This is a genomic window from Sphaerisporangium corydalis, from assembly GCF_025506355.1.
GTDB lineage: Bacteria > Actinomycetota > Actinomycetes > Streptosporangiales > Streptosporangiaceae > Sphaerisporangium > Sphaerisporangium corydalis.
On sequence record NZ_JANZYP010000041.1, the window covers coordinates 16527 to 36791 of the forward strand.

The window sequence follows — 20265 nt, forward strand, 5'->3', positions numbered from 1 at the left end:
ACGGCACGCGGGAGGTCCGATGGTCGAGCACGCCGACGTCGTCGTCGCGGGCGCGCGGTGCGCGGGATCGGTCGCGGCGGCCGCGATGGCCCGGCAGGGGCGCCGCGTGATCGCCGTGGATCCCGCGCGCTTCCCGTCCACCACCGTGTCCACCCACCTGCTGTTCGCCGGCGGCGTCGCCGAGCTGGCCCGCGCCGGTGCCCTGGAGCGCGTCGAGAAGATCGGCGCGCCCCGCCTCTCCCTCGCCCACGTCGGCGGCCGGTCGCCCGCCGGCGGCCCTGAGCTCGCGGCCGGCGGCGGGTACGCCCCCGTCGACGGGATCGACTACGGCCTGTGCGTACGGCGCGACGCCCTCGACACGGCGCTGGTGGAGACCGCGCGCGAGAGCGGGGCCGAGGTCCGCGAGGGGCACCGCGTGGTCGGCCTGCTCTGGGAGGACGGCCGGGCCGCCGGCGCGCGGGTGCGCGACCACGGCGGCCGGGAGTACGAGATCCGCGCCCACCTGGTCGTCGGCGCGGACGGCCGCCGGTCGACCGTCGCGCGCCTGACGGGCTCCGAGCGCCCGCGTCTCGCGCACGCCAACGGCCGGGCCTGCTACTACGCCTACTACGAGGACCCCCGCGAGGAGTGGCGCGCTACCGCCGCGATGTGGCTGAGCGGGCGCGAGCTGGGCAACGCGTTCCCGTGCGACGGCGGGCTGGCGATGGTGCTGCTGATGCCGCCGGTGGAGCGGGCGGCGGACTTCCGCGGCGACCTCGCGGCCGAGTTCGACCGGACCGTCGCGCTGGTGCCGGGCCTGGCCGCGCGCCTCGCGGGCTGCACCCGGGTCACCAAGATCTTCAGTTCCGTGACGCACCCCTCCTACTTCCGCCGCTCGTCCGGCCCCGGCTGGGTCCTGGCCGGCGACGCGGGCCACTTCAAGGACCCGGTCACCGCGCAGGGCATCCGCGACGCCGTGCGGTTCGCGCGGCTGCTCGGCGAGACCGCCGCCGTCCTGGACGACCCGGCCGCCCTGGACCGGGCGACCCGGGCGTGGGAACGCGACCGCGACGAGCAGTGCGTGCACACCTACCACTGGACGAACCTGCTCGGGCGGGGCGACGGCCTGGCGCACGTCCAGTTCGAGCTGCTGCGGACGCTCACCAAGGGACCGCACGGCGTGCGCGATCTTCTCCAGGTCTACTCCCGCGTCCGCGACCCGCGCGAGACCCTGGCCCTGACCGCCCTGGCCGGGGCGACCACGCGCGCCGTCCGGCACAACCCCGCCGAGCGCGCGGCCATCCTCACCGCCGCCTGCGGCGCGACCCTCTCCCTTGCCGGGAACCACCGGAGCACCCGGCGCCTCCTGACCTGACCGGCCCCGCCCCACGACCGACCGGCCCCGCCGTACAACCGACCGGCCCGCGCCTCACGACCGACCGGCCCCGCCGTACGACCGACCGGCCCGCGCCTCACGATCGACCGGCCCCGCGTCATGACGGGGCGGTCGTCGTCGGTTCCAGCAGGGACCAGCTCCGGTCGTCGCCCCAGATCGAGGAGGGGTTCACATAGGGACGCAGCAGGGCGGTGAGGTCCGGGTCGCCCCGGGCGTTGAGCTCCTCCGACGCGATCTTCCTGGCCACCCCGGCGAGGAAGTCGGCAAGCTGGACGCGCGGGTCGTAGCGTGAGTCGACGAGCCGGAGGCCGGCCAGCCTGCCCGGGGGCGCGCGGTGGAGCGCGGCGGCGGGCGGGCCGCCGAGTATCTCCCTGAGCTGGGCGACGCGCTCGCCGGTCAGCGAGTTCTGCTCGTCATGGACGATCGACACCGGCCTCTCGTCCGCGCTCCAGTGCAGGACGGTCTGCACGATGGCCGGGATCAGCGGGTCCAGGGCCGGGATCATCGCCGGGTCGGCCAGCAGCCGCACCCGGAAGGAGTCCGCGCGCGGCCGGGTCCGCTGGAACAGCTCAAGGACCTCGTCGACCGGGTTCCCCGGGCCGTCGAGGCGCAGGACGCCGACCATGTGGAAGAACGCGTCCACCGGCGCCCGCAGCCCCCAGCGGTTCCTGGTGCGCATCAGGTTGTTGGCCGCCTCCAGGAAGGCCTGCCACCGCTCACGCCCGAACGTCTCCGGCCCCTCGCGGTACAGGGTCAGGGCCATGGCCCCGGCCCGGGGGTCCTGGCCAGGTCCGGCGCCGACGGCGGGGGCGGTCTCGCCCACGAGCAGGTCGGCGACCCGGCCGACCGCGAAGAACGTCTTGTCGATCAGTTGCACGCGGGCGTGCCCGTAGATCGGTCCCGACGGCCCGAGCAGCCATTCCAGTACCGGCCGGTGCTTCTCGCGGAGCAGGTGGTTCGCCTTGTACTCCGTCGCCGGAGAACGGATCCTGTTCCGGATCTCCTGGACGCTGTCCGCCGCCCACGCGGTGTCCAGGTGCACGCTGGCGTGCGCGAACACGTCGGTGTTCCCGCCGACGAGATTCTCCCCCTCGGAACCGGACTCGTCGCAGGCGATCTCGATGGGCTGACCGGCCGCTACGAATCCTGGTGGCGCGAGGCCTTCCTGATCACCTGTCACTGCCCGGTTCTCTCACCGATGGACGCTGCCGTGGATGTCACTCCAGCGCGAGGCCCAGGAGATCCCCCGACGTGGCCCTGCCCTCACAGTACCTCCGGGGCAGATCTTGCCGCGAGGTGGTTTCAGGCGTACGGGCGGTGGGTGATCCGGCGCCACTGGCGCCTGAGCTTGAGGCTCAGGTCGACGAGCGAGGTGATGACGATCAGCGTGATCGCGGTCTTCGTGAGCTGGTCGGTCGGGCGCGCCTCGAAGATGTCGCCGGCCAGCAGGACCCATGTGAGGATCGCGCAGACCGTGAGGCCGAGAGCGATGTCGATCTGCCGCGTCAGCGGGTTCCACCGGCCCCGCACGATCATGACCCCGTAGAACGCCAGGTGCAGGACCATGAAGGCCAGCAGCCAGGGTGCCCGGTGGCGGAAGAAGTCGTCGTCGTAGACGAACGCCTGGTACGCCGCGGGTGCCGCGCGGCCGCCGGTCACGTATTCGAGCATCCGTCCCGGGTCGATCAGCACGAGGGTCCCGCTGACGAAGAAGGCACCGGCGGCGAGGTAGCCGACGCGGTTGATCCGGTCGCGGTCGCCCCGGCGGGGTTTCCAGGCGCCGCTCTCCGGGCGGCGGCGACGGACGAAGGCGGCCGTGGCGTAGCACACGACGAGAAGGCCCGGCCACCACAGGACCTGCGGCCCGACGCTGAGCCACCAGTCCCGCAGGACGGCGAGGACGTCCCCGGCCGAACCCACGGGCCGCCGCTGGAAGGCGGCCAGCAGGCCGAGCAGCCAGATGACCGCGATCCCGCCCCCGGCGACCCGCAGGAACCCACGCGAGTCCGCCGGGTCGATGATGGTCAGGTGCGGCCGGTAGCGCGCGGCGGCCTCGCGCGGCGGGCCGAAGCCGGTGAGCAGCTCGCGCGCCATCTCCTCGTCGGCGGGGCGGCCCGCCGTGGCGGCCTTGGCCTCCAGCTCGTCCCGCAACAGGGTGCGCAGCTCCAGCGCCACGTCGTCGCGCTGCTTTCGCGGCAGCAGCCGGGCCACGTCGGACACGTAACTCTCGACGAGATCGTCAGCGTTCATGACGCCCTCCGCCTTCCAGGAGACGATCCATGGTGTCGTTCAGGCCGCGCCAGCTCTCCGTCAGCCTCTCGTACAGCAGGCGGCCGTCGGCGCTGAGCACGTAGTAGCGCCGGGGCGGACCGCCGTCGGTCCGCCATTCGCTGGTCAGGACGCCCTGCGATTCGAGGCGCCGCAGCAGGGGGTAGAGCGTCCCCTCCTCGATGGGCATGCCCTTTTCCGCCAGCGACTGGCGCAGCTCGTAGCCGTAGCGAAGCGAGTGCAACTGGGAGAGCGCGGCGAGCACGACGGTCCCCCGGCGCAGCTCCAGTTCGAGCTTCGCGAAAGCGTCGCCATCAGCCATGTGCCACACAGTACTGTGCGCCACACAGGTAGGTCAAATTTTGCGTAAGTCCGCAATGATTCATGACAGTTGGCGCAAGAATTTAAGCGACGCTCGCAGCTAGAGAACAAGATTACGAAACTATTTCGCAGGAGCCTTGTGGAACGGGGTTCGGGCGACCTAATGTCACCTCACCCTTCATGGTGTCCGGCCCCCTCCAGCGTCTTCAGGTGTTCACCCCCCGAGAGAAACGAGCATTCGATGTCACGCAGCATCACAGGAGCCGTAGCGAGGTGGGCCGGCGGTCGCCCGCGCCCGGCCGCGGTGGCGGTCGCGGCGATGACCGCGGCCACCGTCGGCCTCGGCGTCGTGCTCGGCGGCCCGGTCGTCGCCGACGCGGCCGCGACCGCCGCCTCGACCCCCGTCGTGACGCGCGCCGCTCTGACGCCATCGCTCGTCGCGGGACGGGGCGCCGCCGTCGGCTTCGCCGAGCAGGAGGCGGAGAACGCGGCCACCAACGGCACGACCATCGGCCCGGACCGCACCGCGTACACGCTGCCCGCCGAGGCGTCCGGCCGCAAGGCGGTCAAGCTGGCGCCGGGGCAGTACGTCGAGTTCACGCTGCCGGCCGCGGCCAACGCGATCAACGTGCGCTACAGCATCCCGGACGCGCCGAACGGCGGCGGCATCACCGCGCCGCTGAACGTGACGGTGAACGGCGCGAACCGGTCCACCATGACCCTCACGTCGCAGTACTCGTGGCTGTACAACCAGTATCCGTTCTCCAACGACCCGAACGCCGGCCTGCTGCACCCCGACTGGTGGATCACGGAGTGCGCGTGCGTGCCCGCCGCCACGACGCCCGCCCCGGCGATCACCAAGCCGTTCCGCCCGAACCACTTCTACGACGAGCAGCGCCTCCTGCTCGGCAGGACCTACCGCGCCGGTGACAAGGTGCGGCTCACGGTCCCGGCCGGCAGCAACGCCGCCTGGACGGCCATCGACCTGCTCGACTCGCAGCTCGTCGGCGCGCCGCACGTCCGGCTCGTCGCGGCGAACGTGCTGGCGTTCGGCGCCGACCCGCTGGGCCGGCGTGACTCCGCCGGCGCGTTCGACAAGGCGATCGCCTTCGCCAAGCGCGGCCACCTCAAGGTGTACGTCCCGCCGGGCGTCTACCAGGTGAACCGGCACATCATCGTCGACGACGTGACGATCGAGGGCGCCGGCGACTGGTACACGATCATCAAGGGCCACGAGGTCGCCCTCGGCACCCCGGCCCCTGACGGCTCGGTGCACACCGGCGTCGGGTTCTACGGCAAGGACGCCTCGGCGGGCGGCAGCACCAACGTGCACCTGTCCGGCTTCGCGATCGAGGGCGACGTCCGCGAGCGCATCGACACCGACCAGGTGAACGGCGTCGGCGGCGCGATGAGCGACTCGACCATCGACGGCCTCTACATCCGCCACACCAAGGTGGGCCTGTGGTTCGACGGGCCGATGAGGAACGTGAAGGTCACCGGCAACGTCATCGTCGACCAGATCGCCGACGGCCTGAACTTCCACACCGGCGTCACCGACTCGGTCGTGTCCGGCAACTTCGTCCGCAACTCCGGCGACGACGCCCTCGCCATGTGGTCGGAGAAGACCGCCGACGGCCGCAACACCTTCGACCACAACACCGTGCAGACGCCGGTCCTCGCGAACGGCATCGCCATCTACGGCGGCACCGACAACACCGTCTCGAACAACCTGATCGCCGACCCGATCCGCGAGGGCAGCGCCATCCAGGTCGGGTCCCGCTTCGGCGCCGAGGCGTTCACCGGGCACCTGTGGATCACGAACAACACCACCGTCCGGGCCGGCACGTACGAGCTGAACTGGAACATCGGCCTCGGGGCCATCTGGTTCTACGCGCTGGAGAAGAACATCGACGCCGACGTCCAGGTGGTCGGGGACACCTTCCTCGACAACACCTACAACGCGATCATGCTGGTCAGCGACTTCCCGGTGAAGGACCTGTACTCGATCACGAACGTCCACTTCAAGGACATCAAGGTCGACGGCACCGGCACCTCGGTGGTCAGCGCCCGCGTCGCGGGATCGGCGTCCTTCCAGAACGTGGACGCGCGCAACGTCGGCGCGGTCGGCGTCAACAACTGCGGGTCGTTCCACTTCACGCCCGCAGGCTCGGAGTTCTCGCTGACCGACCTCGGCGGCAACGACGGGGGCGGCACCACCGGGCCCTGGCTCGCCCCGTGGGAGCTGCCGAACACCATCACCTGCGACGACCGCCCGCCGGTCGTCGCGCCCCCGGCGCCGTCCCCGTGGTGACACCCCGCAGGGCGCGTCCTGAGCGTCACTGATCACATCGGCCGGCCGTCCGGGAGTTCCCGGGCGGCCGGCCGTCGGCATGAGCGCTGGTTATTGCTGTCTAACCGGTTAGTCAACGGGTAAGGTGGGCCCGGACAGGAAGGACGGTGCGATGCGGAACGCCGAAGCGACGCGGGAGCGGATCCTGGTGGCGGCCATGGCGGAGTTCTCCGCCTACGGGGTCGCGGGCGCGCGGGTCGACCGCATCGCCAAATCGGCGGGCTGCAACAAGAACCTGATCTACATCTACTTCGAGAACAAGGAGAGGCTCTTCACGACCGTCCTGGAGAAGCACCTCCTGCGCGTCTACGAGGAACTGGTCTTCACGCCCGACGATCTCCCCGGTTACGCGGCCCGGGTGTTCGACTTCACGATGGCGCAGCCCGACCTGATGCGGCTGATGGCGTGGTTCACCCTGGAACAGCGGACCGAGGTCCCCGCCGCGCGCGACACCATCCATGACGCGAAGGTCACGCAGCTGATGCGGGCGCAGAACGCCGGCCAGGTGGGCACGGCCTTCTCTCCGAGCTTCCTCCTGACCATCGTCATGACGCTCGCCACGACGTGGACGGCGGGCAACCCCTTCGGTCCCGCCCTCGACCCCGACGCCGTCGCCAGTCCGGAGACACTCCGCCAGAACATCGTCGAAGCGGTCAAACTAATCGCCAACGCCAACGCCAACGCGGACGCCGACCGACCCGGCCAGGACGAAGATCCCCTCTAGGAGATCAAGCCCGGACCACGCGCCGAGCGCCGCTCCCCTGCAGGGGTGGTTCACCCACGGAGCGCGCACGGCGCTCACCTGGGGATTCACAAGGGATCACCGAGGACTCGTACGGCGATGCGCGGTGTGCGGGCGCGGCGGATGTACGAGGATCGGGCAGGTGGACGGACCACGGCCGCACATCGCCGTGCTCGGCGACGACGCCCGTGATGACGAGCAGGAGGTGGGCCCGTGACCAAGGCGACCGGCAGGGTGGCACTGGTGACAGGGGCCGGCAGCGGGATCGGAGCGGCCACCGCGCGCCTGCTGGCCGCGCGAGGGATGCGGGTCGTGGTCAACTACCTCCGCAACGACGCGACGGCAGGCGAGGTCATGGCCGGCATCGAGGCGGCGGGCGGTCAGGCCATGACCGTGCGGGCCGACGTGCGCGAGGCTGCGGCGGTCGAGAGCATGATCGCGCGGGTCCAGGAGGCGTGGGGCGGCGTCGACGTGCTCGTGCACAACGCGCTCACCCCGTATGTGATCAAGCCGTTCCAGGACATGACGTGGGACGAACTGGGCGGCAAGCTCGACGACGAGATGCGCGCGGCGTTCGTGGTCACCAGAGCCGTCCTGCCCGCCATGACCGAACAGGGCTGGGGACGCGTCATCTACCTCGGCACCGGCCTCAGCCGCCGGCCCCGGGAAGGCATGATCGCGCTCGGCACGGCCAAGGCCGCGCTGGCGCAGTTCGCCCGCTACCTCGCCCAGGAGCTGGGCCCCCGGGGCATCACGGTCAACGTCGTCGAGCCCGGCCCGGTGGAGGACACCCGCATGGCGGACGTGATCGGCGAGGAGTACAAACTGCGGCAGGTGGCCGCCACCCCCCTGGGCCGCCTCGCCCGCCCGGCCGATGTCGCACAGGTGGTCGCCTTCTACGCAGGCGAGGAGAACGCCTTCATGACCGGCACCACGGCCGCGGTCAACGGCGGGATGTCCATGTACTGACGCCCCCGAGCCGACACCGGGGCGTTCCTGGTCGATCCCCACGCGGCGCCCGCAGGTCCGCACGCACGGAGATGCGCGCCTGTGCGGGGAGGACCACGATGAGCGGCATGTCCGCACTCAGAAAGGTGCCCGGCGAACCGGACCCCGCCGAGAATGAGGCGATGCGCCTGTTCGATCCGGCACGCGTAGGCCACGCCGGGCCGGTGTCGTGCGGTCCTTCGTGAACAGCCCGGCCTGGGGACGCCGGATGCCATGGGTTCGCCGGCGGTTCTCCGGACGAGCCGCCGATCACTCCGCCGAGGGGCCGACCGTGTTCCGGCGTCCCGGTGAACCGCGGTGGGGACCACCGCCCGCGCTCCATGAGCGGCGGGACCCGCCCCGTGCCGTCCGAACGAGGGGGCCATATGAGCCTTGACCATACACATCAGGTGAAAACAAAGCGCTTGTTCGCGGCGCCCGGCGCGCACGGCGACGTGCGCCCGACCGGCCGCCGGCTCGCGGAGCCCGTCGTGACGGCGAAGCGCTGATGCCGGGCGGAGAACGGCAGCCGGGGCTGCTGCCCATCCTGGCCGAGGACCTGCGGACGATCGTCGAGCGGGATCCGTCCGTGCGCACCCGGTCGGAGGCGTTGCTGCACCCGGCGCTCCCCGCGGTGTGGATGCACCGCGTCGCCCACCCGCTGTACCGGCGCGGCCGCCGGCTCCTGGCCAAGGCGCTGATGCTCCTCGCGCGCGGGGTCACCGGGGTGGAGATCCACCCAGGCGCGGTGCTCGGGCGCAGGGTGTTCGTCGACCACGGCGCGGCCGTGGTGGTCGGGGAGACCGCCGTCGTCGGCGACGACGTGACCATCTACCACCAGGTGACCCTCGGCGCGGTCGGCTGGTGGCGCGACAACCGGCGCGCCGACGGGGAACGGCGGCACCCGGTGATCGGCGCCCGCGTGGTGCTGGGCGTCGGCGCGTCCGTCCTCGGGCCGGTGCACGTGGGGGACGACGCCATCGTCGGGGCCGGGACGCTCATTCTCGGGGACGTGCCCGCCGGGGCGCGCGCCCTCGCGCCGCTGGGCGCCGTGTCACCACGCAAGACCACCCTGTCCGACACCGACCCGGTGCCCGGCGCGGAGTCGCCCTCCGGCGCCGACCCGGTCCGCGGCGCCGATCTTGTTTCGAGCGCCGAGCCGCTTCCCATCGCCGACCCGGTCCGCGGCGCCGACCAGGTCCCGGGCGCCGAGCCGCCGGCCGTCGTGCCGGAGCCGGCAGGTCGTGGTGGCACCGCCGGGCCACGGATACCCCTGGGCCCGCTGGCCCCCCTCGCCATCCCCGCTCCGTGGGAGGCGCCCCTGGCCGGTCTGACGCGGTCCCGGCCGCAGGGGCCGGAGAGCGGCGGTGATCGGCCGCCCGCCCGATCCTCCCAGTCCCGACCAACCGACGAAAGGAATGGATCGATGAATCCGGACAGCACGGTCCTGATAGTCGGTGCCACCGATGAGACCGTACGCAAGGCCAAGGAACTCGGCCTGACCATCCTTCTCCTCCAGCACCCCTCCAAGGTCAACGCCGAGCAGGAGGAGCTCGCCGACATCCTCCACGTCGTGGACTACACCGACTGGGCGGCCGTCGAGCCCATCGCCAGGCAACTGCGGGTGGAGCCGGGGTTCCGTGTCGCGGTCTCCATCACCGAGCCCGGCCTGGAGAACGCGGGGCGGATCAACGACCTGTTCGGGCTGGAGGGCACCGGCTACCAGGTCACCCGGCTGCTCCGCGACAAGCTGGCCATGCGCCGGTACCTGGCCGAGCGCGACCCGTCGGCGGTGGCCGCCGCGCCGCTGCTGCTGCGCGAGGACCTGGACTCCTTCGGAGCCCTCCACGGCTACCCGTTCATCGTCAAGCCCACCGACGCGACCGCCAGCATCGGCGTCTTCCGTGTCGACGGGCCCGAGGACGCCGCCGAGGTCTGGGCCACGGTCGAGGGCCTGCGCGGCACAAGGACCGACCGGATCTCCACGATGTACCTCCTGCAGGACTTCCTCATCGAGGAGTACGTCGAGGGGCCGGAGTACAGCGTCGAGGCGTTCAGCTTCGCCGGCCGCCACGTCGTCGTGGCGGTCACCGAGAAGTTCGTGCACGCCGACCGCTTCGCCGAGCTGGGTCACGCCCTGCCCGCCCGCCTGGAGGAAGGGGTGCGGGACCAGATCCGCGCGCGCGTGGCCAGTTTCCTGGACCTGATCGGGCTCAGGGACGGCGTCACCCACACCGAGCTGCGCATCGGCCCGCGCGGCCCGATGATCATCGAGAGCCACAACCGCATCGCCGGCGACGCGATCCCGGAGCTGGTGCGGGGCGCGTACGGCATCGACATGACCGAGTACGCGCTGGGCTGGCCGTTCGGGCTGGTCCCCGAGCTGCCCGACCGGCCCAAGGCGCACGCAGGGGCCAGCGTGCGGTTCCTGGTCAGCGAGGCCGGCCGGGTCGAGTCGGTCGAGGGCGGACCCGACGCCGCGGCGCAGGACGGCGTGCTGGACGTGCGCATCACCGCCAAACCAGGGGATCGCGTGCACTCGTTACGCGACAACTGGGACCGCCTCGGCCTGGTGGCGGTGACCGGCGCGGACACGACCGCGGCGATCCGCCGCGGCGCGGAGGTCATCGAGGACAACATCCGGATCCGGGTGACGGGCGCCGACGGGCGCACCTGGCTCGCCCGCGTCGCCGAGACCGGAACGCCGGCGGGGGTGCGGGCATGAGCGTCCTGATCGTGCACCGGAGCCCGCTGGAGCCGTTCCCCTACCACCGCTGGCTGCGCGACTACGAGGGCCCGGTGGTGATCCTCGCCGCCCGCGACAGGTTCGAGCCGTTCGGCGAGCGGATCCCGGTCGGCAACATGGGTTACACCCACCTGGAGACCTTCGACGACGACGACCGGATCGACGAGCGGGTCGTCCAGCTCGCCGCCGAGTACGGCACCACGCACCTGATCGGGGAGCACGAGGCCGACGTGCTGCGCGTGGCCACCCTGCGCGAGCGGCTCGGGCTGCCCGGCCCCCGGGCCGACGACGTGCTGCCGTTCAGGGACAAGGCCCTGATGAAGGAGCACGCCGAGCGGGTCGGCGTGGAGGTCGCGCCGCACACCGTGCCGCAGACCGAGGCGGACGTGCTGGCCTTCGCCGGGACCCACGGATTCCCGCTGGTCTTCAAGAACAGGACCAGCTTCAACTCCATCGGCCTGCGCATCCTGCGCGACCAGGACGCGCTGACGGAGTTCCTCGCCGAGGAGTTCGGCGCGGTCAGGGACGACCTGCTGCTGGAGGCGTACATCCCCGGCCGCATGTGCCACGTCGACGGACTGATGGTGAACGGGGAGATCGCGCTGGCCTGGCCCTCCCAGTACCAGTACGAGCTCGCGTCGTTCGGCAGCGACCCCGGTTCCCGGGTCGACCTGGCGCTCGACTCCGACGACCCGCTCACCGACCGCCTGCTGGAGCTGACCGAGAAGACGCTCGCGGGGCTGCGGCTGCCCGGCGGGCACCTGCGCGACCACGCCTTCCACGCGGAGATCTTCCACACCCCCGACGACCGGCTGGTGCTGTGCGAGATCGCCTGCCGGTCCGGCGGCGGGAAGATCCGCGAGGTGTTCCACACCCTGTTCGGCGTCAACCTCGCCGAGTCCTCCATCCGGGCCCAGCTCGGCCTGCCGTTGCCCGACGTGGAGCGGGTCGCGCGGTCCGGTGGGCGGCCGAAGCCGGCGCGGATGGCCGGTCAGGTGCTGATGATGAAGCGGCCTGGGCTGATCCACTCGCTGCCCGAGGCCCCGCAGGAGCCCTGGGTGGAGCACTTCTGGCTCTTCGCCCACACGGGCCAGGTGGTCCCGCCCGCCTCGGGGTCCGCCGACTTCCTGACCGTCGTCGTCGCCTCCGCGCCCACGCGCGTGGAGTGCGAGCGCCGGCTTCGTTCCCTCGGCGCGCGGCTGGAGGAGCAGGTCCAGGTCGTGGCGGTCCCGTCGTGAGACGCCTGTCGACACAGACGCGCTACATGGCCGGCATGGTGGTGGACGCCACCGGCAGCGGCATGTACCTGCCGTTGTCCCTGCTCTTCTTCCACCACGCCACCGGGCTGCCGCTGGACCGGGTCGGCGTCATCATGAGCGCGGCGGCGCTGCTCAGCCTGGTCGGCAACCCGATCGCGGGCGTGCTCGTCGACCGCTTCGGCGCGCGGGCCGTCGTCGTGGGCGGCTACCTGGTGCGCGCCGTGGGCTTCGCGACGTACCCGCTGGTGGACTCGCCGGTCACGATGTTCCTTGCGGTCGCGCTGGTGGCGCTCGGCGACGGGTCCTACCCGCCGTCGATCCAGTCGTTCGTGGCCGCCATCGCCCAGGGCGCCGACCGGGACAAGCTCCTGGCCGCGCAACGCAGCCTGCGCAACGCCGGCCTCGGCGTGGGCGGCCTGCTCGCGGGCGCCGCGCTCGGCCTGGGCAGCGACGCCGCCTACACGGGGATCGTCCTGGTCAGCGCGGCGGCGTTCGTCGGCGCCGCGCTGATCCTGCGCAAGATCCCGGTTCCCCGCGTGGGCGCGCGGGCCGCGACGGCCGCCCCCCGGACGGCCTCGGCCGCCCCGAAGAAGGGGGGGTACCGGCTCGTCCTGCGCGACCGCACGTTCCTCGTGCTGACCCTGCAGAACGTGCCGAGCGCCTTCGGCTACATGGTGCTGTCGGTGGCGCTGCCCATCTACGTCACCCAGGAGCTGGGCGCCTCCGCGTCGCTGGTCGGCGTGCTGTACGCGGTCAACACCGTGGGCATCGCGCTGTTGCAGATCCCGGTGACGCGGCGGCTGATCCGGTACCGGCGCACCCGCACCGCCGCGTTCGGCGCCTCCATGTTCTCGCTGTCGTTCGTGGCGTTCGCCGTGCTGGCCGGGGTGCCGGTCGAGTCGGTGCAGCTCGTCGGGGTCTTCGCCGCGACGGGGCTGTTCACGCTGGGGGAGATGCTGCACGGCGCGCCGCTGTCCGCCCTGGTGTCGAGCGCGGCCCCCGAGGAGACGCGCGGCAGGTACATGTCGGTGTACCAGTTCTCCTGGGCCATTCCGACCGCGCTGGCCCCGGCGGTGCTGACCGCGCTGCTGAGCTGGTCGGTGACCTCGATGTGGCTCCTGCTCGCGGCGGGTGTCGTCGTCTCGGCCTTCACCCTGCTCCGCCTGGAGCCCCACCTGCCCGTCCAGGCCGTCCACCCGCACGTCCCGGTCACGCCGCCGGTCCGCGACGAGCAGGTCCGCGACGAGCAGGTCCGCGACGAGCAGGTCCGCGACGAGCAGGTCCGCGACGAGCGGGCCCGTGACGAGCGGGCCCGCGAAGAGGTGGCCAGGGAAGAGCAGGTCCGCGAGGAGGCGGCCCTGGAGACCGTCGCCTCACGAAGCCGGGAGGGCTGAACCCGGACGCGCGCACGGCGCCGCGTGGCCCCCGCGACCTGACCGGTCGTGGGGGCCACGTGGTTCCCGCGCCCGGGTCAGGTGGCCGGCCACCAGCTCAGGTAGCGCTCGCCGGTGTCGGGGAAGATCGTCGCGACCGTCAGCCCCGACAGGTCGTGGCGGCGGCCGAGCTCGACGCAGCCGTACGCGGCCGCTCCCGAGGAGACCCCGACCAGCAGCCCGGTGGTGGCCGCGATCGTCCGGGTCATGTCGGCCGCGTCGGCGTCGGAGACGGTGACGACGTCGTCGATGATGGTGACGTCGGTGACCGGGCTGATGAAGCCGCCGTTGAGGCCGGGGATCCGGTGCGGTCCGGGAGGCCCGCCGGACAGCAGGGGGGACCCCTCGGGCTCCACCGCGACGATGCGCAGCCCCGGGTTGCGTTCGCGCAGGTAGCGGCCCGTCCCGGTCAGGGTGCCGCCGGTCCCGACCCCGCACACCAGCACGTCGACGGCGCCGCCGGTGGCCTCCCAGATCTCCGGCCCGGTGGTCGAGTAGTGAGCCATGATGTTGGCGGTGTTCTCGTGCTGGCAGGCGTACCAGGATCCGGGGGCGGCGGCGTGCAGCTCCAGGGCCCGGTCGACGCACCCCTGGAACCCGAGGACGCTCTCGGTGAACTCCACCTGCGCCCCCAGCATGCGCAGGGTCAGCAGGCGTTCCCGCGACGCGTTGTCCGGCATGACGACGACACACGGGTAACCCCGGCTGACCGCCAGCGCGGCCAGGGCGATGCCGGTGTTGCCCGAGGTCGACTCGATCACGGTCGCGCCGGGGGTCAGCGCGCCGGACGCCTCGGCCTCCTCGATCATCCGCAGCGCCACCCGGTCCTTGATGCTCGACAACGGATTCGCCGCCTCCAGCTTGGCGAGCAAATTCGTGGTCGGCGGCAGACCGTCAAGGACAAGGCGGAGCAATGGGGTGTTGCCGATGAGGTCGTCAATCTTGGTCGCGATGTCGCTGCCGATCAGGGGTAACATCCAGGCTCCTCTGTACTGGCCGTCTTGCGATGCCATACCGGATCCGGCGCCGACCGCGATCGAATGCCGCCGCGGATCACGGGGGCTCTATTAGAGAGATCGAACAACGGTACGACGCCGGTCCCGACGGAACACCCGCTGGCGTGCTCACTTGCGGGCCGCCACATTCGGGACGGCCGCCATAGGATGGCGTCACTTGCCCGAAGCCCCCGGCGGTGCGGGAGAACGTCATGAAGGCGGTCGTCCAGAGCTCCTACGGCTCACCCGACGTCCTCGCGGTCCGGGAGATCGGCAGGCCGGCCGTCAAGGACGACGAGGTGCTGGTACGCGTGCACGCGGCCTCCGTCCACCCCGATGTCTGGCACGTCGTGAGCGGCCGGCCGTACGTCCTGCGCCTCATGGGGGCCGGTCTGCGCGGGCCGAAGAACCCTGTCCCGGGAACGGACATGGCGGGTCGCGTGGAATCGGCGGGCCGGAACGTGACGCGGTTCCGGCCGGGGGACGAGGTGTTCGGCGAGACCGTACGCGGCAACCAGTGGAGGAACGGCGGCGCCTTCGCCGAGTACGTGTCCGTCCCCGAGGACGCCCTGGCGCCCAAGCCCGGCAACGTCACCTTCGAACAGGCCGCGGCCGTGCCCACCGCCGGGCTCATCGCCCTGCGCAACCTCCCGGCGGGCCTGCGACCAGGACAAAGCGTGCTGGTCAACGGGGCCGGCGGCGGCGTGGGGTCCATGGCCGTGCAGCTCGCCAAGGCGTACGGGGCGACGGTGACCGGCGTCGACCACCACCGGAAACTGGACATGGTGCGCGCGCTCGGCGCCGACCGCGTCATCGACCACACCCAGGAGGACTTCACCCGGAACGGCGAGCGCCACGACCTGATCTTCGACGTTCCCGGGAACCACTCCTTCCCGGAATGCCGGCGCGCCCTGCTGCCCGGGGGGACCTACGTGCTCATCGGGCACGACCGCTTCGGCGCCGCGGGCGGCCGCCTGCTGGGCAGCCTGCCGCATTTCTTCAAGCTGATGGCGATGTCCCCGTTCCGGAGCCAGTTGCCGAAGCTGAACCTGTCGCCGCCGAGCAACAAGGACCTGATGGCCGTGCTCGCGGAGTTCCTGGAAACGGGGAGGCTCACGCCGGTCATCGGCAGGACGTACTCGCTGAGCGAGGTCCCCGACGCCATCCGCGACCTGACCGAGGGCACCGTCCAGGGAAGACTCGTCATCACCATGTGAACGCCCGCCCAGGCCCCCGGTGGGACCCCGCCGCGACCAGGAGGCGCGGCGGGGTCCCGGGGAATCACTTGATCTCGTAGGCCCTGGTGACGGTCTCGGCGAAGGTGTTACCGCCGGTGTCGGCGACCTTGACGCGCAGCGAGGCGAACCTGCCGCGGGTGAGGACCGGGTGCCAGGTCTCGGCGGACCAGGTGCCCTTGCCCGACGGGAGCACCAGCGTGGGCAGCCAGGTGCGTCCGTCGTCGTAGGAGATGTCCACGGTGACCGCGCTCACCCTCAGGTCGGGCGAGCCGTCCTGGCGCTGGACCCGCAGCGGGATGCGCATGTGGCCGGTGCCGGCGCGGTTGCGGTCGTCCAGCTCCGGGGTGATCCTGACGGCCAGCAGGGGCAGCACCTGCCGCTTGCCCGGTGCGGGGGTCTTCGACCTGAACCGCCACTCCGCGGCGACCCGCGTGGACACCTTGGTCATGGCCGGGTCGCGGTCGGCGGTCATGGTGAGCCGGTAGTCGCCCTCCTTCCTGTCGGCCGGCACCTCGACGTTGCCGACCAGGTAGTCGGAGGTGAACACCTCCTTGCCGTCGCGGTAGAGCCTGGCCCGAGGGGCGAGGTACTCGCCGTAGGAGAGGCGCTCGGGCACCCCGTCCTCGAACAGCCCGGTGGCGAACTGCAGCAGGTTCTCCTCACGCCAGGACAGGTCGCCGCCGGGGGTGAGGCCGGCCGCGAAGACGCCGTTGTTCCAGCGGTCGGAGGTCTTCTGGCCGGCGCGGTAGAGGGTGGTCCTGCCGAAGAAGAACTGGTCGACGTTGTCCCAGCCCTCCGACGCCTTGTACTGGATGAAGGACGGGTACCAGCCGGTGTCGCCGGGCGTGTAGTACTCGGTCCGGTGGAAGGGGAGCGGGAACCTGGACACCTCGCCGTACGGCATCCAGGCCATCTCCTTCCCGTACAGCACGGGCAGGGCGAAGTGCTCGCCGAGCTTGGCGTCCTGCTGGGTGGCGTACGTGGAGGTGACCTCGGCGAGGTCGCGGCGGCGCGGGCGGTAGCCGGGGTCGGCGGGGATGCGCGGCTCGGCCTTCATCAGGTGGTAGAAGTACGGGCTGTCGTCGTAGGTGCCGTCGCCCTTCGGCTTGGCCCACTGGGTCCAGCGGTAGTACGCGAAGTTCTTGCTCGCCGCGCGGGCCGTGGGGATGGCCTTGATGCCCTGAATGCGGTCGGTCCCCCACATGCCGCCCAGGTCGACGTCCACGCCCATGGGCTGGACGCCGTCGGCGAGCTGGAGCATGCCGAGCAGGCCGATGGCCAGCCGCGCGGTCGGCTCCTCGGTGCGCACGTCCACCGGCTTGGCCTGGCGGGCGTCGGCGGCGACGGTGCGGTCGGCCTTGAGCGTGAACTCCGGGTCGGCGGCCATCACCAGGGTGCCGTCCTGGTCGGCCATGAGGGTGACGACCGTGTAGCGGTGTCCCTTCTCCAGCCGCAGGTCCAGCGCGCCACCGGAGACGTCGTAGTTGGTCTGCTCCTTGAGGTCGAGGTCGATCACCCCGGCGAAGGCGGCCGCGGGGGGTTGTCCGTCGGTGCCGGTGAAGGCCAGCTTGAGCGCGCGCTTCTCAGGTTCGACCCGGACGCCGATGCCGGTGCGCACGGAGACCCCGGCGCCGGCGGCGATGACCGTGCCGCTGTACATGCCGATCGCGGTCGGCTCCGCGGTCACCCCGACCCGGGCGGTGCCGTGGGCGGGCACCTCCACCGTGGTGGCGCTGAGCTTGAACGGCATCACCGTCTCACCGTGGCCGTCCTTGGCGATCACGCTCAGGTCCAGCTTGACGGCGGTGTCGCCGTCGTTGCGGTAGGTGAGCGTGTGCTCGACCGGTGCGGGGGCGGGCAGCTCGAACTCTCCCATGCTCAGCGAGGCCGGTTCGGTCGTGACCTGCTGGGCGACGGCGCGGGCGACGTCCACGCGGCCCGAGCCCTGGACGTAGGCGCCCAGCTCGTCGCCGGGCGCGGTGGAGGCCATCAGCGCCGCCTTGATCTGGGCGGCCTTCCAGTCGGGGTGCCGGCCGGCGACGATCGCCGCCGACCCCGTCACGTGCGGGGTGGCCATGGAGGTCCCGCTCATCTCGGTGTAGGAGTCGTCCACCGGGGAGCCCGCGGCGGTGTCCGCGGCCCTGGCGGCGACGATGCCCACGCCCGGGGCGATCAGGTCGGGCTTGACCGCGCCGTCGCCGGCGCGCGGGCCGGTGCTGCTGAACTCGGCGACCGTGTCGTCGTCGCGGAAGGAGGCGCCGACCGACAGTGCGCTGTCGGCACTGCTCGGCGAGCCGAGCGTCTGCGGGCCGTCGTTGCCGGACGCGACGACGAACAGCGTGCCGTACTGCTCCGACAGGGTGTTGAGGGCCTGCTCCACCGGGTCGAGGCCGGGCACGTCGGGGCTGCCGAGGCTGAGGTTGGCGACGCGGGCACCGTTCTCCGCCGCCCAGGTCATGGCCTCGATGATGCCCGAGTCCGGGCAGTTGCCGCTCTGCTCGCAGATCTTGCCGATCAGGAGCTTCGCGCCGGGGGCGACGCCCTTGTACCGGCCGCCCGACGCGGCGCCGGATCCGGCGATCGTGGCGGCGACGTGCGTGCCGTGGCCGTTGAGGTCGCGGACGTCCGGCTCGGAGGTGAAGTTCTCGGACTTCACGACCAGGCCTTGCAGGTCGGGGTGACCGGGGTCGTAGCCGCTGTCGAGCACGGCGACGGGGACGTCCTGGCCGGTGTAGCCGGCCTGCCAGGCCAGGGGCGCGCCGATGTGCGGGACGCTGACGTCCAGGGACAGCTTGGCCTTGCCGTCCAGCCAGATCTTCTCGGGCGCGGCCGCCGTTCTGGCCTGCCCGGACAGCGACTTCCACAGCGTGCCGGCGGCGGCGTGGGGCTCGCTCCGGGCGACGCCGTTGATCGCGGGCAGCGGGCGCCCGCCGGCGGTGCGCAGCGTGGCCGCGCCGGCCTGGCCGGAGTAGGTCACGATCAGGGGGAGCGCCTGGCTGGCGGCGTCGTCGTAGCCGAACGCGGCGAGCTGGGTGACGTTGAACAGCCGGGGGTCGAGCCTGCCCGAGGCCAGGAGGGGCATCGCGTCCACCGGGACGATGCTGAGCCCGTCCTTGGCCCGGCGGTGGACGAAGGTGACCTTCTCCCTGCCGGGGCCGGCCTTGACGTCGAGCTGGGTCTGCTCGCCGGGCAGCGGGCGGAGGGTGACCTTGTCCCCGGTGATGAGGGTGATCGTCTTGGCGGGCCCGGCCGTGCCGGTGGGCGTGGGGGCCGGGGCCGTCGGGGTGGGGGTGGGGGTCGCCTGGGCTGGCGGAGCGGCCGCTACCAGGGCCACTATCACAGCGCCGATAAGGGCGGTTCTCTGAAGCACAATCCGATTTCTAACGGTATGCGAATTTTGGTGACAAGGTGGTTCGTGTGGCCTATTGCGGCAGTCGCCGGAAGTGGCCAAGATCTTAGGCGTGCTTGATGACGGCCCGGCGCTGGAAGTGGTGGGGATCAGCGAATTCGACGAGCGCATCTACCGAGAGGTGCTCGCCTGCCCCGGCATCACGGTGCAGGAGCTCGTCATGCGGAGCGGCGAGAGCTCGGGGCGCATCCAGACCTCCCTGAGCAGGATCCGCGCCAAAGGCCTGGTCAGCCGCCTGTGGGGCCGGTCGCCCCGCTGGACGGCGACCAACCCGGGGACCGCCATCCGCTCGCTGGTGCGCGGCCTGCAGAGCGACCTCGACCGGCTCACCGACACCGCCGACCAGCTTGAGGCGGCCTTCCGCACCGTCGGCCAGGACCCGGAGGAGGGCGGCCAGTTCGAGGTGCTGGCGGCGCCCGAGGAGCAGGCCCGGTGGTACGTCCGGCTGCAGCAGGAGGCCAAGGAGGAGGTACTGACCTTCGACCGGCCCCCGTACGTGCTGGACTACCACAACCCGCTGCAGACCGGCCTGCTCCGCAAGGGCGTCCGCTACCGGACCATCTACGTGCCGGAGGCGTTCGACCACTCGGGGGCGCTCGACGAGCTGGGCAGTCTGGTCAAGGCGGGCGAGGAGGCGCGGGTCCTGCCCGAGCTGCCGTTCAAGATGGCGATCGTCGACCGGTGGCGCGCGGTCATGCCACTGCACATGGACACGCCGCTGACGCGCGGCGTGCTGATCAAGGGGTCCACCATGGTGGTGGCCCTGGTCGAGCTGTTCGAGCGCCTGTGGCAGGAGGCGCTTCCGATGAGCCCGCAGCCCGCGCCGCGCGGCGGCGTGCCGGAGCCGGCCGGGGGCGGGGAACAGGAGTGGGCCGAGCTCGACCCGGAGGACCAGCGGCTGCTGACGCTGCTCTCGGCCGGGCTCAAGGACGACGCCATCGCCCGGCAGCTCGGCACCAGCCCGCGCAGCCTCCGCCGCCGGCTGCGCCACCTGCTGGACGAGCTGAACGCCGAGACCCGCTTCCAGGCGGGCGCCCAGGCCAGCCGCCGCGGCCTCGTGTGACACGGCCTCGTGTGACACGGCCTCGTGTGACACGGCCTCGTGTGACGCTGCGTCGTGTGACGCTGCGTCGTGTGACGCT

Annotated in this window: 14 protein-coding genes; 9 read left to right on the plus strand and 5 right to left on the minus strand. The window is 71.9% G+C overall.

Translation table 11 applies throughout. The features are described 5' to 3' along the window. Positions 1-19 precede the first annotated feature (19 nt). A complete protein-coding gene (locus tag NYZ98_RS25320) occupies positions 20-1354 on the plus strand; it encodes an NAD(P)/FAD-dependent oxidoreductase (protein ID WP_262845653.1) in 1335 nt (444 codons plus the stop codon). 118 nt (positions 1355-1472) lie between these two features. Here the strand turns inward: NYZ98_RS25320 and NYZ98_RS25325 are convergent, their stop codons facing one another. The 3 genes from NYZ98_RS25325 to NYZ98_RS25335 form a co-directional block, all read right to left on the minus strand. After that, positions 1473-2555, minus strand: coding sequence for a DUF3800 domain-containing protein (locus NYZ98_RS25325; RefSeq protein WP_262845655.1), 1083 nt, complete (start codon positions 2553-2555; stop codon positions 1473-1475). Positions 2556-2677: 122 nt separating this feature from the next. Continuing rightward, the gene (locus tag NYZ98_RS25330; protein WP_262845657.1) at positions 2678-3625 is read right to left on the minus strand and encodes a hypothetical protein; all 948 of its coding nucleotides are present in this window, start codon (positions 3623-3625) and stop codon (positions 2678-2680) included. After that, positions 3615-3965 carry a PadR family transcriptional regulator gene (locus tag NYZ98_RS25335; protein ID WP_262845659.1) on the minus strand — a complete coding sequence of 117 codons (351 nt, stop codon included), beginning with the start codon at positions 3963-3965 and terminating at the stop codon, positions 3615-3617. The genes NYZ98_RS25330 and NYZ98_RS25335 overlap by 11 nt, the downstream gene beginning before the upstream one ends. A 240-nt stretch (positions 3966-4205) precedes the next feature. Between NYZ98_RS25335 and NYZ98_RS25340 the strand changes: the two genes are divergently transcribed. From NYZ98_RS25340 to NYZ98_RS25365, 6 genes are all read left to right on the plus strand, one after another. Further along, positions 4206-6275 (plus strand): glycosyl hydrolase family 28-related protein, encoded by a 2070-nt coding sequence (locus NYZ98_RS25340; protein ID WP_262845661.1) that lies wholly within the window; start codon positions 4206-4208, stop codon positions 6273-6275. Between the two features lie 151 nt (positions 6276-6426). Beyond that, positions 6427-7038 (plus strand): TetR family transcriptional regulator, encoded by a 612-nt coding sequence (locus NYZ98_RS25345; RefSeq protein ID WP_262845663.1) that lies wholly within the window; start codon positions 6427-6429, stop codon positions 7036-7038. Between the two features lie 231 nt (positions 7039-7269). Next, entirely contained in the window at positions 7270-8025 is a 756-nt protein-coding gene (locus tag NYZ98_RS25350) for an SDR family NAD(P)-dependent oxidoreductase (protein ID WP_262845665.1), read from the plus strand. A 526-nt stretch (positions 8026-8551) separates the two neighbouring features. Beyond that, entirely contained in the window at positions 8552-10768 is a 2217-nt protein-coding gene (locus NYZ98_RS25355) for an ATP-grasp domain-containing protein (protein ID WP_262845667.1), read from the plus strand. Beyond that, positions 10765-12027, plus strand: a complete 1263-nt coding sequence (locus NYZ98_RS25360; protein WP_262845669.1) for an ATP-binding protein — start codon at positions 10765-10767, stop codon at positions 12025-12027. The genes NYZ98_RS25355 and NYZ98_RS25360 overlap by 4 nt, the downstream gene beginning before the upstream one ends. Beyond that, complete coding sequence (locus tag NYZ98_RS25365; RefSeq protein ID WP_262845671.1) at positions 12024-13442, plus strand: MFS transporter; 1419 nt, start codon at positions 12024-12026, stop codon at positions 13440-13442. Before NYZ98_RS25360 ends, NYZ98_RS25365 begins: the two co-directional genes overlap by 4 nt. Before the next feature lie 77 nt (positions 13443-13519). Here the strand turns inward: NYZ98_RS25365 and NYZ98_RS25370 are convergent, their stop codons facing one another. Beyond that, positions 13520-14458 carry a PLP-dependent cysteine synthase family protein gene (locus tag NYZ98_RS25370; protein ID WP_262845673.1) on the minus strand — a complete coding sequence of 313 codons (939 nt, stop codon included), beginning with the start codon at positions 14456-14458 and terminating at the stop codon, positions 13520-13522. A gap of 230 nt (positions 14459-14688) precedes the next feature. Between NYZ98_RS25370 and NYZ98_RS25375 the strand changes: the two genes are divergently transcribed. After that, positions 14689-15693, plus strand: coding sequence for an NAD(P)-dependent alcohol dehydrogenase (locus NYZ98_RS25375; protein WP_262845675.1), 1005 nt, complete (start codon positions 14689-14691; stop codon positions 15691-15693). A 64-nt stretch (positions 15694-15757) separates the two neighbouring features. Here NYZ98_RS25375 and NYZ98_RS25380 read toward each other — a convergent pair whose 3' ends face one another. Beyond that, positions 15758-19084, minus strand: a complete 3327-nt coding sequence (locus tag NYZ98_RS25380; RefSeq protein ID WP_262845677.1) for a S8 family serine peptidase — start codon at positions 19082-19084, stop codon at positions 15758-15760. Positions 19085-19175: 91 nt separating this feature from the next. On the opposite strand from NYZ98_RS25380, the gene NYZ98_RS25385 reads away from it, so the two are divergent. Further along, positions 19176-20186: a TrmB family transcriptional regulator gene (locus NYZ98_RS25385; protein WP_262845679.1), complete on the plus strand. Its 1011-nt coding sequence runs from the start codon at positions 19176-19178 to the stop codon at positions 20184-20186. The last annotated feature ends 79 nt before the right edge of the window (positions 20187-20265 follow it).